This is a genomic window from Cobetia sp. 3AK, assembly GCF_029846335.1.
Lineage (GTDB): Bacteria > Pseudomonadota > Gammaproteobacteria > Pseudomonadales > Halomonadaceae > Cobetia > Cobetia marina.
The window spans coordinates 144,520-159,772 of sequence record NZ_JARWKR010000002.1 but is presented as its reverse complement, the minus strand read 5'-3'; the positions used below and the strand labels follow the sequence as shown (position 1 = coordinate 159,772).

Sequence of the window (15,253 nt, the reverse complement as noted above, 5' to 3'; positions counted from 1 at the left end):
GCTAGCCACATGGCTTGTTGCCCTGATGATCCTACCGTGAATCGTGGTGCCTTCGGCAGCCACCTGAACGGGAATACCGTGCATCTCCCGGAGCCCGGATGACCCCCACGCAATCGACACCTTCCACCCCTTCCCGACAGACGCCGTCACTGCTGCTGGTGGAGGACGACGCGCTGCTCTCCAGTACCCTGCACAGTGTCTTCATCAGCGAGGGACTCGACGTCACGCACCTGGCCGATGGCAGCGCGGCGCTGGCGCGACTCTCGCCAGGACAGCCGCACGGCTTCGCGCTGGTCGTGCTGGATCTCAACCTGCCCGGCGCCTCGGGGCTCGAGATACTGGCCGCCCTGCGTAAGCACGATCGCCATACCCCGGTCCTGATTCTCACCGCCCGCGGCGCCATCGAGGATCGCGTACGCGGACTGGATCTCGGTGCCGACGACTACCTCGCCAAACCCTTCGTGCTCGATGAACTGGAAGCCCGCGTGCGTGCTCTGCTGCGTCGTCATGCCAATCATCAGGCCAGCCAGGCCACGCATCAGGGCCGAACGCTCGAACAGCGACTGGTGGTGGGCAGTCTGGCCTTCGAGCCGCTGAATGGTCGCTTCCTGCTGGCCGAGGCACCGCTGTCACTGCCCCCGCGCGAGCAGCGTCTGCTTGGCTGCCTGATCCAGCACGCCGGTGAGCCGGTGGACAAGGCCCGCCTGACCCGCGAGGCCTTCGGCGAGCAGGAAGCGGTCGGCGACAATGCCATCGAGGTCTATGTCCACCGCCTGCGCAAGCGCCTGGACGGCAGCGACGTCAGTCTGCGCACCATTCGCGGCCTCGGCTATCTGCTGGAACAGGCCCCGACGGAGAGCCGGACTCCTTGAGCGCGCTCGACTCTCACCAGGCCACGGCATCCCCACAGCCACCACGCGATGCCCAACAGCCCGTCAGTCTCTATCGTCGTCTGCTGAGCTGGCTGCTGATCCCGCTGCTGGCCCTGGGTACCCTGTTGCTGGTGCAGGCCTTCCTGTCCGCGCGTGAAGCCGCGGACCGCGCCTATGATCGTCTGCTGGAAGCCTCGCTGGTGACCATCGCCGAGCAGGTCAAATGGCAGGATGGTCAGCTATGGCTCGACCTGCCGCCGGCAGCTCTGGAAATGCTGGCCACCGATGCCCAGGAGCGGGTCTTCTACAGCCTGGTGGACGCCGATGGCGAGCAGGTCACGGGCAACACGCGGCTGCCCGATGCACGAAGTGAGGCCGGCGCGCATGGCATGCGGGACGAGATGGCGGGACGCAGTGGCGAACTGGCCTTTCGCGACATCGCCTGGCAGGGGCAGGCACTGCGCCTGGGCACGCTCGATACCCGCCTCGGTGGTTGGGGTGATGACCCGCGTCATGGCCAACGCTTCAGCATTCGTGTCGCCCATACCCGCGAAGGGCGCGATGCGCTGACCCAGGAGCTGTACCGTGGCTCGCTGGTGCGCCTGGCAGGCATGGCCATTCTGGCCCTGATGGTAGTGCTGGTGGGCGTGCGCATGGCGCTTGCGCCCCTCACGCGGCTGCGGCGAGCCATCCGCGAACGCGACCCGCGCAGCCTGGCGGCCTTGCAGCTGACGCTGCCGCGCGAGCTTGAGGAACTCAAGCATGCCCTCAATGAGCTGCTGTCCCGCATGCGCCGGGTCCGTGCCAATCAGGAGCGCTTCATCGGCGATGCCTCCCATCAGTTGCGCACGCCCCTGGCCGGTCTCTCCGCGCATGCCGAACTGGCCCTGCGCCAGCAGGACCCGAGCGCCTGGCACGCGGCACTGGCACAGATGCAGGCCACCGCCAGTCACACCGCCCACCTGGCCAATCAGCTGCTGTCACTGACACGCCTCAACAATCCGGAAGTGCAACCTCCTCGGGTGCCGCTGGAGCTCTCGAGCCTGGTGCGCGACACGGTCAGCCGTCATTTCCTGCGCTGTGATCGCGCCGGTGTGGATCTCGGCCTCGAGATCGCGCCGGACATCGACCATGCCGCCTGGACGCCGGGTGTGGACTGGCAACTGCAGGAGGCGCTGGCCAACCTGATCGACAACGCCTGCAAGCATGGCGCGCGGGTAGTGACCGTGACGCTGAGCCGCGAGCACGCGATACCCGCCAGCGGAGAAGACGCGGTACGTGAATCGGCCACGCCAGGCCGTCTGCGCCTGAGCGTCGAGGATGATGGCCCGGGCATCACGCCGGAGCGGCGTCTGCTGGTGCTGCGCCCCTTTCATCGCCATGCCCGGGCAGACCAGCACCCGGCCGCCCAGCCGATGTCCGACACTTCTAGCGGCCAGACACCCGAACAGAGTGGCGCAGGGCTCGGGCTTGCCATCGTCGATGGCATTGCCCGCCACCACGATGCCCGGCTGTCATTGGAGGCCTCCGACCCTGTCCCCGCTGATGGCGCTCGGCCGGGACTGCGCGTGAGCTTTCACCTGCTGCCCTGCCCGCCTCCCGTGACCGCCACTGCCCCAGCCTCACGCGAGGCATCGACCGGCCCCAAGGGGGATGCATGTTGAGAACGCACCGCTGCTGGGCCGCCGTGCTTACCGTCGTCGGGCTAGCCATCGCGTCGTTGTGCTCGGCACAGGACACCGCGAGCTTCGACCCGCAACTCGATGAGCATCAGGCACTCTGGCTCAAGGCAGGAGAGCCCGTGGCCGCGCAGGCCGTCCAGTCCGGGGAAGAGGCGGATCTGGTGATCCATGCGGCGCTGGATCTGCCCGAGATTCGTCCGCTGCTGCAACGTTACAGCCGCGAACACCCCGAGATGCTGCTGCATTACGTCAATCGCTCCGCGCTGGCGCTGGAAGCCCGCTATCTGGCCGCCCCCCTGACACCTCGGGCCGACCTGATGATCTCCTCGGCCATGGGCCTGCAGTACCGTCTGGCCAATGGCGGCCATGCACGCCCGCTGCAAGCCGCGAACCTGACAGGCTGGCCCGAGAGCTCACGCTGGCGCAATGAGCTGTTCGCCATGAGCTTCGAGCCCATCGTGATGGTGGCGCGCCGCGATGCGCTGAAGCGTCTGGCCGACAGCGAAGGACTGCGCGACCCTCGCGATGCCCTGCGCAGTCATCGGGATCTCTGGCATCTGCTGGAGACACGCCGGGAGCTGCTGCGCGGTCGCGTGATCACCTACGACCCGCGTCGCAGCGGCTCCGGCTTCACCTATGCCGTCTCCGATGCCCGTCAGTCGCCTCGCTACTGGACACTGGTGCGCGCCATGGGTCAGGCCGATGCACGGCTGGTGACCACCACCGGCGCCATGCTCGAGGCACTGGCCAACGGCGAGGTGGATATCGCCTACAACCTGGTCGGACCCTATGCCATCTCCTTTGCCCGCGCGCACCCTGAGCTGCTGGTGATCGTGCCGGAAGACTACGTGCTGATTCAGCGCCGACTGGCGTTCGTGCCGCGCCAGGCACCGCATGGTGATGCCGGCGAGGCATTTCTGGACTGGTGGTTGAGCCTTGAGGGCCAACAGGCGGTGGCCAGTGACAGCGATCTGGGCGCATTGCATCCCGAGGTGAGCGGTGACGGCAGCGCGCGTGATCTGCGTGAACGTCTCGGCAACGCGCTGCGCCCCATCGAGATAGGCCCCGGCCTGCTCGCCACCCTCGACAGGCTCAAGCAGGCCAGCTTCCTGAGCCGCTGGGCGCTGGAGTTTCGGGCCCCGGCGCCCGGGCCCAGGTCTGGCTCTGAGCCTGAGTCTGAAACCAGGCCTGCGCCTGAGACTCAAGCAACACCGGCCTCACCGGCCTCACCGGCAACGCTCGACGACTAGCGGCCGCCGCCATCTCCCCCGTCGCCGTCCGTCGCGTCGGGCGCGGATTCGCGCAACCCGGCATCTTCACGGCCGCCCACGCCGGTGGTCGGCTTGCGACGAGCGATCAAGGCGCCGCCCTCACGATGTTCGCTGCTTGACGGTGCGTCTCCCGTCTCGGCTCCAACGCTTTCCGGCGAGCCGCTGGCCGCTCTGAGCGGCTCGCCCGTGGCCGCTCGCTGCTCGATGAGACGCTCGGTGCCATCCTGACGATGCAGCCAGACATCCATCTGCTGGAAGGCCACCTTGAGACCGTTCTCGCGGAAGCGTGCATCGACCCAGCGATTGATCTCGTCTGTCGCATACAGACGGTCGGTAAGGTCGTTGACGTAGATGCGCAGCTCGAAGCCGAAGTTGTCCTTGTTGTAGCTCAGACAGAACACCAGAGGCTCCGGGTCCTTGAGCACCCGCCTGTTCTCCTGGGCGGCCTGCATCAGCAGGCGGTGCGCCAGATCCAGATCACTGCCATGGGCGACGCCGAAGTTGAGCACCACCCGCGTCACGTTGTCCGAGAGTGACCAGTTGATCAGCTGGTCGGTCACGAACACCTTGTTGGGAATGATGATCTCCTTGCGGTCGAAATCCGTCACCGTGGTGGCACGGATACGGATACGACTGACCGTCCCGTGCAGATTGCCGATGGTGATGGTGTCGCCGATGCGTACCGGGCGCTCGAACAGGATGATCAGACCCGAGATGAAGTTGGCGAAGATCTCCTGCAGACCGAAGCCCAGGCCGACACTCAACGCCGCCACCAGCCACTGCAGCTTGTCCCAGCTGACGCCCATGCTGCCCAGTGTCATCACGAAGCCCGTCGCCATGATCACGTAGGACAGCAGCGAGGTGATCGCATAGCTCGACCCCTGCTTGAGTTCGAGCCGCGACAGGATCGAGACCTCCAGCAGGCCCGGCAGGTTGCGCGCCATCATCACCGCGACCCCGAGAGTGACCAGCGCCGCGATCAGGTCCGCCAGCGAGATGGGGGTCGCGGAATCTCCCTCGGCCGAGGCGGCGATCTCCCAGACCACGACGCTGTCCAGGTAGCTGAGCACATTGAGCAGATCCGCCCAGACCAGATAGAAGATGAACATGAAGCTGATGACCAGAATCAGCTTCGACAGACGCAACGACTGGGAGTTGACCTGCTCCATGTCCAGCGGCGGCTCCTCGACCACCTCGACGCCGCCCTCCGCGCCTTCCTGCACCTGGGCTCGCCGACGCGCCACGGCACGTCGATACGCCAGACGGCGCGCCGCGACTGCCAGCCCGCGCACCACGGTGGCCTCGACCAGAATCCAGGCACCGAACAGGAACAGCGTGGTGATGAAGCGTCCACTGAGGCGCAGTGCCGTGTACTCATACCCCAGGCAGATCAGCACGCCCAGCGCCACCGGCACCATGGCCATGGCCAGCCCCAGAATCAGGCGGAACAGCTTGAGACCGAAGAACGGCACATGCGCCAGGATCAACCGCGAGAGACAGAAGCTCATCGCGCATAGCCCCGAGAACAGGATCAGCAGACCCAACGGGCGCTCCAGCAGATTGAGATCCGCCTCGCTGATGATGTTGGTGGTCAGGATGACCGGCAGCAGCGCGCAGCCCAGCCACCACAGATGGCGGCGCAGCTCGGCCACGTAGTTGGCGGGCCACTGGAAGTGACGCTCGGCCACGCCATCCTTGACCAGCAGGCGCCGGAAGATGGCGAAGATCCCCCATGCCAGCGCCAGCTTGAGCAGCGCCTGGCCCAGCGCCCACAGCATGACGCCCTCCCCCAGCGACAGCACGCTGCCGATCAGTGCCAGCGCGAGTGCACCGGGGATCGCCAGCATCACGTTGAGCAGGATCGCCCGCGGAGTGTGCAGCTGGGTGTCCTGCTTGAGGCGGCCTATCTGGGCATGCAGGTCCGCCAGGCGCGATCGGATGTGCGAGCGCTTCCAGGTGATGAATATCAGCAACAGCAGCCCCGGCAGCGCCACCCACAGATCATTGAGCTGAAAGCCCTTGGACAGCCCCGCCACCACGCCGCGCCATACGGTGGGCTTGAGCTCGTCCGCCAGCATTTGTGGAGTACGCGACAGCCAGTCCAGATCCAGTGGCTTGCCGTTGGCGACCCAGAAGAGCTGCTCCTCGATGGTCTGGCGCAGGCGTCCGGAGACTTCGAGCAACTGCTGCTGGTTGAGCTGCAGATCAATGGCGCGCGCCAGCAGGCTGTCATATTCCTTGTCGAGCTTGTCGACCAGCTCCTTGCGGGCCTCCAGCTGGCGAGTCAGCGCCTGACGCAGCTCGGAGCTGACCGTCTGGGCATCGGCGTTGCCGCCGGGGCGCTCCAGCGCGGCGCTTTCGCTCAGCACTTCGCTTTGCAGATAGTGCGGAATGTCCGCGAGCTGTTCGCGCACCTTGTTGAGTTCGAACTGCTTGAGGCGCAGATCGGCGATCTCTTCCTTCAGGTCCTGACGCACGTCGACCTTGGGCAGATGGCTCTGTTGCTCACGCAGGATACGAGCCAGCAGCACGCTGCCCTTGATGGCCTCGATCTGCTCGCTCATGGTGCGCTCGACCTGGGTGACGCGATCCAGCTGGGTGCGCACCTCGAGACCATCGCGGATCACGGCGTTGACGCGATCCGTGATCGCCAGCAGCTGGCTGCTGAGTTCACGGTTGCGACTCAGGACCTGCTGGAAGATGGGGTTGCTGGCCAGCTCGGCATTCTCGCCGCTGGTGGCCTCCGCGATGGTCTGCTCGGACTGGTCTCGCCGCTTGGCGTTGACCAGGCTCTGCACCACCTTGAGGTCCTGCTCGAGAGTCTCGATACGCCGGCTGTAGAGCGTCTTGCGTACCTGCGCCAGCTCTCGCAGCTGCGAACTGGAGTTGAGCTCGGTGTGGCTGAGCTCGCCACGTGCCTCGGCCAGGGCCAGACGCGCCTCCAGCAGGTCTCGGCCCGTGCCGGTCAGTGCCTGGCTGTCGCTGCCGGAGAGCTGGGTCTGCAGGCGCTGCACCTGCTGCTGGGCATCCGCCAGGGTCGAACGAGAGCGCTCCGGCAGACTCTGGGCATTGATGAGGCGCCGATTGGTACTCGCGAGCTTGTCCTGCAGGCTCTGGAGCTCGTCCAGGATACGCGTCATGCGCGCATCCAATGCCTCCACCGATTCCTCGGCGAGACTCGCTTCGTCGAGCTGACTGGTGCTGTCGCGAGGCAGGCTCGCCAGCGCTGCCTGGGCCTCGGCCAGATCACCCGGCGCCGTCTTCACCTCGGCCTTGATGTCCTTGAGGTTGCTGTTGGCCTCACCGAGATCATCGAGTACCGTCAGGGTTTCCTTGAGATCCGCGATCCGCTGGCGTGTCTCCGCGTCAGGCTTCTCGACGCTCTGCAGGTCCTCCAGCTGGCCCTGCACATCGCTGCGCTCCACGACGGCCTGTGCCATGCCGGGCAAGGCGCACAGCAGCACGGCAAGCATCATCACGATCCATCGCGTCGTCGCTCTCAAGGAATTCATGCCTGACACATCCATCTCCTCACCCGCATCGTTACCAGAGGCAGACCTCTCGGGGTCCACGATGCCTGCATTGTCAACTGAGCCTCAGTCAGGCGCAATCGCTCCGACACCTCCCCGCCAAGCGCACCATGGGGATGTGAGCGGCAGGCGACAGAGGTGTCGTCGGTTGCCAGCTGGCACCCCACGCCTGCCAGCCAGTAGAATGGCAGACTTGTCATGATCGTTGCCCCATAATGCGCTGCTCGTCTCTTGCGGTGTTACAGACAGGATATTTCCATGCTTCTCTGCCCTACCTCCACCGGCTCTCGGCCAGTCGCGGCATGCCTGTCCGGAATGCTGGCGTCAGCGCTGCTGACCTGCGCCCCACTGGCCAGCGCAGACGTGCCCTACACCATGGACAGCCAGGGCCGCGTGGTACTGGCCAATGGCCAGCGCTTCACGCCCCGAGAACTTGGGATGACTCCGGCCCAGGCGCGTGCAGGGGCACGCAAGAGCGATCCACGTCGCACGCCGATCTATACGCAGCCCGCACGTGGCGGCGCAGAGCTGGCGGCGAGTGATGACGCCCCTGCCACCGTGGAAGGTCAGGAGAGTCAGGGGCAGGACAGCCTGGCTCAGAAACGTGCCGAGGAGCGGGTGGTGCTCGAGGACGATGCCGAGAGCAATCCCCTGGCCATCACCGCCTACAAGCGCAACTATCTGCTGCCCTGGGCCTACAACTCGACCCCGAATGAGAGCAGCTTCGCCCAGGTGACCCGCGAAGGCGAGGTGGACAACACCGAGGTGAAGTACCAGCTCAGTCTCAAGGTCGGGCTGGTGAATGACATCTTCGATGACAATGGCGACCTGTACTTCGCCTATACCCAGCGCAGCTGGTGGCAGGCCTACAATTCCGATGCCTCGGCGCCGTTCCGCGAGACCAACTACGAGCCGGAAGCCTTCCTTCAGTTCGACAATCGCTATGAACTGCTGGGCTGGACCAACACGCGCAATCGCATCGGTTTCGCCCATCAGTCCAACGGGCGTTCCGACCCGCTGTCGCGCAGCTGGAACCGGGTCTATGCCGACATGATGTTCCAGAATGGCGACTGGGCCGTGGCGATCACGCCGCATTGGCGCGTGCCGGAGGAGTCCGATGAGGACGACAATCCGGACCTCTACAACTATATCGGCTACGGCGACATCACCGTGGGCTATACCGCGGATCAGCACGAGTTCACCTGGATGGTGCGCGGCAACCCCTCCAAGGGCAATTTCGGCAACCAGCTGGATTACTCCTTCCCGCTGTTCGGCAAGGTGCGCGGTTACGTGCAGTACTACCACGGCTATGGCGAGAGCCTCATCGACTACGACCACAGCGTGAACCGCCTGGGGCTGGGGTTCTCGATCAACACCTTCTTCGCCGGCCTGCCAGAGACCTGAACTTCGGCCAGCGCGCCTCTCACGGGCCGCCGAGCCATGATCCCCTCGCCACGCAACGGGCAGCCCAGGCTGCCCGTTGCGTCGTTTCAGGCCGTGCAGACAGGATTCATCCTCCCTGATCCAGATCAACGAATGCGCCTCGGCTCCCCCGATATCATCATCCAGGCATTGCCAGCCCTTGTGTTTGTTCCCGGTGGCCCCAAGGATTTGTTCATGACCAGACAAGACGCAGCCAGGCAGGAATCGCTGCGACCTGAAAAGGTCATACCCTGCCGCCAGCGGCGCCCCAGGGAAGACTGAGTTCGAGAGTCATGCGCGCCATCTGGCGCTCACAATTCACGAAATCTGATTCGACACACGGGAAGGAGACACAACATGGCCATGCAGAAAATCGGTGATCATACGACCACAGCCAATTCAGCCACCGGTGCCAACACCGAGCAGCTGAAGGAAGACCTGCGTCATCTCTCCCAGACCGTCGAGGAACTGCTGCACGCCTCGGCCGAGGATTCCCGCGAGAGCATGAAGGAAGCGCGTGCCCGCGCCCAGACCCGCCTGGAAGCCACTCGTGCCCGACTGAGTGCCCAGGGTGACCGTCTGGCCGCCAGCGCGCGTGAATCCGCGGACTGCGCTGACCGCTACGTGCACGACAACCCGTGGACCAGTGTCGGTATCGGCGCTGCCGCCGGTGTCGTCATCGGCATGCTGCTTGGCCGTCGCTGATGCAGGAGCAAGGGCCGGTTGAACGCGTACTTGGCGCCATCCGTCGTCTGACCGCGAGCCTGGTGGAGAGTGGCGAGACGCGTCTGCGTCTCGCCGTGCTGGAGCTCGAGGAGGAACGCGAACGCTTGTTCGTGATGCTGCTGCTGTCAGGTATCGCCCTGATGCTGATCTGCTTCGGTATCGGCCTGGCGATCCTGCTGGTGGTCGTGGCCTTCTGGGATACCCATCGCCTGCTGGCCATCGCCTTGAGCGGCGGTATCCTGCTGGCACTGGGCGGATTGATCGCTTGGCGGGTCAAGGTGATCGCTTCCCAGCGCAGCCTGCTGCGCTCGACGCTCAGCAATCTGAGCCGCGACAGCGACAGCCTCAAGGACGTCCGCGCCGACGCACTGGAACGCCAGCGCCAACGCGAAAACCTCTGATGCCCCCGCCTGCCAGCCCCTGTAAAGGAGGCGAGATGAGTTCTTCCAGACAGTCCCTCGCGCAGCGTGAGCCGGCACTGCCCCCCTCAGGGGGGAACGGTCGCCGGCAAGCGCATCCGCGCGATGCCAGGCGTGCGGAACTCGAAGCACGCATCAGCCAGCAGCGCCTCGACGTCAGTCATGCGATGCGTGACCTCAAGGAGGCAACCGCCCCCATCGACCGTGGCTGGGCCAAGGTGCAGCAATACCGTGGCCCGTTGGTTCTGGTGGGCGGCCTGATTGCCGCGCGGGGAGGTTTCCGGCCAAAGAAGGGCCTGAGCCTGATCAAGCGCGGCCTGATGGGCTGGGTGATGATTCGCCGCCTGAGAATACTGTTCGACAAGTGATCACGATACATACCGAAAGCCCCGCCACCTGGCACTCAGGTCGCGGGGCTTTTTTCGTCGCACGTCTCGATATGCAGCGGGCAGGCGTTGCCCGGGATGACTCAGGCGCCGCGATTGTCGCGCTTGAGCAGATGGATGCCCAGATAGAGAGCCGCGAAGATCAGGCCCAGCACGGCGCCAAAACCGAAGACATGGCGGCCATCGCCGGGCAGGAACTCCAGGAAGGAGGTCAGGAACTGGCCCAGGAAGATCGCCATCGTCAGGTAGGCGAGATTGCGTCCACGCACCAGTGCGTGGCTGCGCTCCACCGTCATGTGGTTGAGCAGCGGAATCGAGAAGCCGAAGCCCATCCCGGCCAGCACGGCACCCACGCTCATCACCCCCATGTTCTCGGCCTGCTGGAAGACGAACAGGCTGGCGGCATACAGCACGAAGGCCAGTGCCAGCGTCGGCATCTCGCGCAAGGCACGTGAGACCTTCGGCATCCACATCGCCGCCACCACCGCGACCATCGAGATCGCCGCCAGGAAGATGCCGGTCGAGGCCTCGTTCAGCCCCAGCAGGTTCAGGCGCTTGGGCAGCATGACGATGGCGGTGAAGAACAGCGTCATGGCCATGGCCGCCGCCAGATAGACACTGGTGAGCGAAGCGGACAGCACCGGCTGGCCCGACTTGCCAGCCGTTTCATCAGGGGCTGCAGGTGACTGCCTGGGCACCATCATCCACAGCATGGCCAGCAGCAGCCAGGCCAGCAGGTAGAGCAGGAAAGGCAGCTGCCAGGCGATGCCTGCCAGCACGCCACTGACGAACAGGAAGATCACACCGCCAAGTTCGATGGACATGCCCTGCTGGGCAATCATCTTGAGTCGCGCATGGCTGTGATACCACTCGGAGATCAGCGTGGTGCCTCCCGCCATCACGACCGCGGTGACGCCCCCCAGCAGGATACGATCGGCGAACACGGCGACAGTGCCTTCCAGCAGTGCCCCGCCCGCCCCCAGCAGACCATACAGGAACAGCCCGCCAGTCAGCGCGCGATAGGCCCCGAGGCGGTCGATCATGCGTCCGGCGATAGGCGCAAACAGCACCGCACCCAGCGACGGCAGGGTGATCAGCCAGCTGGCATGGCTCTCCACCTGCAAGGCGGCCGCGATATTCAGAAGCCCCGGTGCCACCACGGTACCCACCATGATGGTCAGGCAGGCGACCGCCAGCAGCGTGAAACGCCCGCCGTCAGAAAGTGATCGAGAGGTATCGCGCGTATCCTGCGCGATATCTCGGGAAGTTGATGTCGTCATATCGGCTCCACTCGGAAACAGGGCCCTCTTGCCAGCCACTGCATCGCCGCGCCCTCCTGGCTTGTGAGACACGAAAGCCGGGAGGGCGCGAGAGGAAGAAAGCTGACGGAGGGAGGCTTGGCAGGTCCCCAGACTAATGAGCGAGCATTGATAATAGAAATGACGATACTTGATATGACTTATACTTGATGGACATCAATCAACTGACGAGAGCTGCCATGGAACTGCGCACACTGAGAACCTTCGTTTCCGTGGCGACGCACCGGAGCTTCTCGGCCGCCGCCCGCGAGCTGCACACCGTTCAGCCTGCCATCAGTCGCCAGATCGCCGATCTTGAAGCCGAACTGGGCGTGAGTCTGTTGTGGCGCAATACGCGGGAAGTGCGAGTGACGGCACCCGGCGAGGCGTTGCTGGAAGAAGCGCAGCGCATGCTGGCGCTGGAGGCACAGGCACGCAAGCGCGTGGCGATGGCCGCCAGCGGCCAGACCGGCACATTGCGCATCGGCTACATGAGCTCGGCCTGCGCAAGCTTCGTGCCCAGCCTGATGCGCGACTTCGCCGCCAGCCACCCCGAGGTCAGCCTCACCTTGCATGAGATGAGCGCCCAGCAGCAGCTGGATGCCTTCGCGCGTGACGAGATCGACCTCGGCCTGTCGCGTCCGCTGCCCATCGAGCAGCGCGATACCCTGACGGCTCTGCCGGTCTACGAGGATAGGCTGATGGCGGTGATACCCCAGGGGCATCGCTTGGCGCACCGCAAACGACTGGCCCTCAGCGAGCTTGCGCAGCAGGACTTCGTGCTGTTTCAGCGCACGCAGGCGACGGGGCTATTTGACCAGATCATCAGCGCCTGCGGCGATGCCGGCTTCTCGCCGCGCCTCCAGCGCCAGCCGGCCATGATGCAGACGCTGCTCAGTGAGGTCGCGGCCGGACTGGGGGTCGCCATCGCGCCCGGCTGCATCCGCCGTCTGCAGTGCGATGGCTGTCAGTTCATTCCCCTGCGTCCGGCGCTCGGGGCGGTGCCATTGGAGCTTCACTATCCGACCACACCGGGCCGACCGGTGACCGAGGCCTTCGTCGCGCTGGTCGAGCAGCGCCTGCCCGCCATCCGCCAGCAGATGGCATGAGACGCGGCCAGTGGTGAGAACGTGCTGGTCAGCAGTTCAGCCCGCAGGCCACCGCCGAGGACCACGCCCACTGGAAGTTGTAGCCGCCCAGTTCGCCGGTGACATCCAGCACCTCACCGATGAAGGCCAGCTGCGGGAGATCGCGCACGCTGAAGTCCTTCTGCGAGATGGCATCGGTGACCACGCCGCCCATGGTGACCTCGGCGGTGCGCCAGCCTTCGGTGCCCGCCGGCTTGAGCTGCCAGTGGTTGAGCGCCTTGGCCAGCTGCTCGAGACGCGCGTTGGAGAGCTCGGCGAGGCTGCGCTCGCTGATGCGGCCGGCATCGGCATCCTGCCACTCGACCAGCGACTGGGCGAGACGCTTGGGCAGGCGCTCGCCAAGCCAGGGACCGATCTGGCGCTTGGGATGCTGCTCACGCAGGGCCAGCAGCTCGGCGTAGGCGTCCACCCCCGGCAGCAGGTCGATGTCCAGTGGCTGACCGGGCGTCCACCAGCTGGAGGCCTGCAGCATCGCCGGGCCGGAAAGCCCACGGTGGGTGATCAGCATCGGTTCGCGATACTGGCCCTTGCCGGCAGTGACGCTGACGTCACAGGCAAGCCCGGACAGCGGCGAAAGGCGCTCCTTCCACTGCGAGGTCAGCGTGAACGGCACCAGCGCCGCGTAGGTCTCGGTGACCTCGAGCCCGAACTGGCGCGCGATATCATAGCCGAAACCGGTCGCGCCCAGCGTCGGGATCGACATGCCACCGGTCGCCACTACCACCCGCCCTGCCGTATGCGTGCCGTTGCTGGTCTCGACCCGCATGCCCTCACCCGCACGTTCCAGCGAAGTGATGCGCGTGTTGAGACGAATCTCCGCCCCGGCCCACTCGCACTCCGTCATCAGGATCGCCAGCAGATCCTTGGCGGAATCCGCGCAGAACAGCTGCCCCGGCTTCTTCTCGACATGCTCCAACCCGTGACGCTCCACCAGCTCGAGAAAGTGATGCGGCGTGTAGCGCTTGAGTGCCGAGATGCAGAAGTGCGGATTGCGTGAGAAGAAGTTGGACGGCCCGGCATCCAGGTTGGTGAAATTGCAGCGCCCGCCACCTGACATCAGGATCTTCTTGCCGGCCTTGTTGGCGTGGTCCAGCACCAGCACGCGCTTGCCCTGATAGCCCGCCGTGGCGGCACACATCAGGCCTGCCGCGCCTGCGCCGATGATGATGACGTCGTATGTGGCCATGCTGGAAACCTCGTGCAACAAGAAGAGAAAGACGGTGCTGAAACGCCCAGTGCTCGAGTAGCGGCACCGTGGTGGCCCGACTGTGCCAGACACCGGCCGCGCAGTTTACCAGAAGCCACGCCCGGTTTCGGGCTCTCGCCGTCCCCTGGCAACATGTGGAACGCGGAATGGCCATCAAAAGGAGCGCTGCGGATATCCACAGCGCTCCTTTTTATCTCGCACGTCAGCTCGCACGTCAGCTGACATGCCATCTCGTCAGGTTCTGTCGTGTCTCGCTGGACACGACATCAAGCCAAGAGCCTGCTCACCTCACCTGTCACATTCCGGCATGCAGCCCCAGTCCCAGAGCCGCCGACAGACCGATACCGGCCGCCATGAGCAGGCCGCCCAGGGGGCGCCGACGTTTCATCTGCCACCACATCCACAGGCCAGTCAGCCCCCACAGCACCATCACGCAGGCCATGACATCCACGACCACGGCCCACAGCCACTCCAGCACGCTGCTCTTGTAGCCATGCTGCTTGTGCAGATGCGTCAGGGTTTCGCCAAGCCCCGCGCCGGGCTGGACCTGCCCGACGGGCTGGCCCTTCAGCTTGCCTGAATACAGGTCCAGCTGGGCAGTGAAGCGCTGGCCGCTGCCGTCCTCCAGCGTGAAGTCGAGCGTCCCCTTGCCATTGAGCGGCTGACGTTCACTGGCGCCGATAGCCTCGCGCAGACGGGCCTGCTGACTGACCAGTGGCACCGCCAGTGGTGAGGTGTCAGGAAGCGTCAGGGTCTGGCCGGCCAGCGGCATGCGAGCAGGACGAGCCGACGCATTTCCCGCGGCGTTTTCCTGCATGGCGATGCGCCGCCCCTCACCGTGGGAAAGATCCACCATGTAGCGCTGACGCATGTCCGCTCCCCGGGAATCCAGCAGCAGAGACAACGGCGCCCCTTCGAGCGCCTGCGGGTCAACCAGCGTGAATTCGTGACGCCCCGAGGAGACTCGGTTCATTTCCGCCACGGTGGCCACGGCCAGAGCCTGGGCATCCACCGGGCCCAACGCGGCGCGTTGCAATGCCTCGGACGACAAGGGTGTCTGCTGGATGTCGCGATACAGACCGGGATGGTTCATCAGGAAGGCGCTCACGCCATACAACAGCACGAAGGGCACCAGCGCGACGCCGCAGTACAGATGCAGAGAGCGGATCCAGGGATTGAGTCGCTGCGCCAGGGTCTTGCGCCGCCCTCGCTGACGGGGGGTGTCCTGACGCAGGGACGTGGCGCGCGAGGCGGGCCGTTGAGCGGGGGCACCGGGTGCGACATCTGACATG

At 65.3% G+C, this 15,253-nt stretch carries 12 protein-coding genes; 8 read left to right on the top strand and 4 right to left on the bottom strand.

The features are described 5' to 3' along the window. The first annotated feature begins 98 nt into the window (after positions 1-98). Genes QD228_RS03185 through QD228_RS03175 form a run of 3 tightly spaced genes read left to right on the top strand, consistent with a single transcriptional unit; the run spans position 99 to position 3,804 of the window. On the top strand, positions 99-872 hold the full coding sequence (locus QD228_RS03185) for a response regulator transcription factor (protein ID WP_279874381.1): 774 nt from the start codon (positions 99-101) through the stop codon (positions 870-872). After that, complete coding sequence (locus tag QD228_RS03180; RefSeq protein ID WP_279874379.1) at positions 869-2,536, top strand: sensor histidine kinase; 1,668 nt, start codon at positions 869-871, stop codon at positions 2,534-2,536. Before QD228_RS03185 ends, QD228_RS03180 begins: the two co-directional genes overlap by 4 nt. Continuing rightward, a complete protein-coding gene (locus QD228_RS03175) occupies positions 2,530-3,804 on the top strand; it encodes an ABC transporter substrate-binding protein (RefSeq protein WP_279874377.1) in 1,275 nt (424 codons plus the stop codon). Before QD228_RS03180 ends, QD228_RS03175 begins: the two co-directional genes overlap by 7 nt. Here QD228_RS03175 and mscK read toward each other — a convergent pair. Continuing rightward, positions 3,801-7,337 (bottom strand): mechanosensitive channel MscK, encoded by a 3,537-nt coding sequence (gene mscK / locus QD228_RS03170; protein WP_279874375.1) that lies wholly within the window; start codon positions 7,335-7,337, stop codon positions 3,801-3,803. The two genes, QD228_RS03175 and mscK, sit on opposite strands and share 4 nt — an antisense overlap. Before the next feature lie 276 nt (positions 7,338-7,613). Between mscK and QD228_RS03165 the strand changes: the two genes are divergently transcribed. The 4 genes from QD228_RS03165 to QD228_RS03150 all read left to right on the top strand — a co-directional run bounded on the left by QD228_RS03165 (position 7,614) and on the right by QD228_RS03150 (position 10,290). Further along, entirely contained in the window at positions 7,614-8,759 is a 1,146-nt protein-coding gene (locus QD228_RS03165) for a phospholipase A (RefSeq protein ID WP_240499659.1), read from the top strand. Between the two features lie 375 nt (positions 8,760-9,134). Further along, positions 9,135-9,482 carry a DUF883 family protein gene (locus QD228_RS03160; RefSeq protein WP_077375457.1) on the top strand — a complete coding sequence of 116 codons (348 nt, stop codon included), beginning with the start codon at positions 9,135-9,137 and terminating at the stop codon, positions 9,480-9,482. Next, positions 9,482-9,904 carry a phage holin family protein gene (locus QD228_RS03155; RefSeq protein ID WP_043333873.1) on the top strand — a complete coding sequence of 141 codons (423 nt, stop codon included), beginning with the start codon at positions 9,482-9,484 and terminating at the stop codon, positions 9,902-9,904. The genes QD228_RS03160 and QD228_RS03155 overlap by 1 nt, the downstream gene beginning before the upstream one ends. 35 nt (positions 9,905-9,939) lie before the next feature. Further along, entirely contained in the window at positions 9,940-10,290 is a 351-nt protein-coding gene (locus QD228_RS03150; protein WP_077375463.1) for a YqjK-like family protein, read from the top strand. 101 nt (positions 10,291-10,391) lie between these two features. Here the strand turns inward: QD228_RS03150 and QD228_RS03145 are convergent, their stop codons facing one another. Beyond that, complete coding sequence (locus QD228_RS03145) at positions 10,392-11,588, bottom strand: MFS transporter (RefSeq protein WP_279874372.1); 1,197 nt, start codon at positions 11,586-11,588, stop codon at positions 10,392-10,394. A gap of 218 nt (positions 11,589-11,806) precedes the next feature. Here QD228_RS03145 and QD228_RS03140 point away from each other — a divergent pair, with 218 nt between their 5' ends. Beyond that, on the top strand, positions 11,807-12,715 hold the full coding sequence (locus QD228_RS03140; protein WP_279874370.1) for a LysR family transcriptional regulator: 909 nt from the start codon (positions 11,807-11,809) through the stop codon (positions 12,713-12,715). 28 nt (positions 12,716-12,743) lie between these two features. Here the strand turns inward: QD228_RS03140 and QD228_RS03135 are convergent, their stop codons facing one another. Together QD228_RS03135 and QD228_RS03130 are read right to left on the bottom strand one after the other, a co-directional pair. Beyond that, positions 12,744-13,940 (bottom strand): NAD(P)/FAD-dependent oxidoreductase, encoded by a 1,197-nt coding sequence (locus tag QD228_RS03135; protein WP_077375472.1) that lies wholly within the window; start codon positions 13,938-13,940, stop codon positions 12,744-12,746. Positions 13,941-14,256: 316 nt separating this feature from the next. Next, entirely contained in the window at positions 14,257-15,252 is a 996-nt protein-coding gene (locus QD228_RS03130) for a PepSY domain-containing protein (RefSeq protein WP_279874367.1), read from the bottom strand. Between the last annotated feature and the right edge of the window lies 1 nt (position 15,253).

Coding starts and splice junctions, on each gene's coding strand:
- QD228_RS03185 (WP_279874381.1), top strand. CDS start 99: ATGACCCCCACGCAATCGACACCTTCCACCCCTTCCCGACAGACGCCG.
- QD228_RS03175 (WP_279874377.1), top strand. CDS start 2,530: ATGTTGAGAACGCACCGCTGCTGGGCCGCCGTGCTTACCGTCGTCGGG.
- mscK (WP_279874375.1), bottom strand. CDS start 7,337: ATGAATTCCTTGAGAGCGACGACGCGATGGATCGTGATGATGCTTGCC.
- QD228_RS03165 (WP_240499659.1), top strand. CDS start 7,614: ATGCTTCTCTGCCCTACCTCCACCGGCTCTCGGCCAGTCGCGGCATGC.
- QD228_RS03160 (WP_077375457.1), top strand. CDS start 9,135: ATGGCCATGCAGAAAATCGGTGATCATACGACCACAGCCAATTCAGCC.
- QD228_RS03155 (WP_043333873.1), top strand. CDS start 9,482: ATGCAGGAGCAAGGGCCGGTTGAACGCGTACTTGGCGCCATCCGTCGT.
- QD228_RS03150 (WP_077375463.1), top strand. CDS start 9,940: ATGAGTTCTTCCAGACAGTCCCTCGCGCAGCGTGAGCCGGCACTGCCC.
- QD228_RS03145 (WP_279874372.1), bottom strand. CDS start 11,588: ATGACGACATCAACTTCCCGAGATATCGCGCAGGATACGCGCGATACC.
- QD228_RS03140 (WP_279874370.1), top strand. CDS start 11,807: ATGGAACTGCGCACACTGAGAACCTTCGTTTCCGTGGCGACGCACCGG.
- QD228_RS03135 (WP_077375472.1), bottom strand. CDS start 13,940: ATGGCCACATACGACGTCATCATCATCGGCGCAGGCGCGGCAGGCCTG.
- QD228_RS03130 (WP_279874367.1), bottom strand. CDS start 15,252: ATGTCAGATGTCGCACCCGGTGCCCCCGCTCAACGGCCCGCCTCGCGC.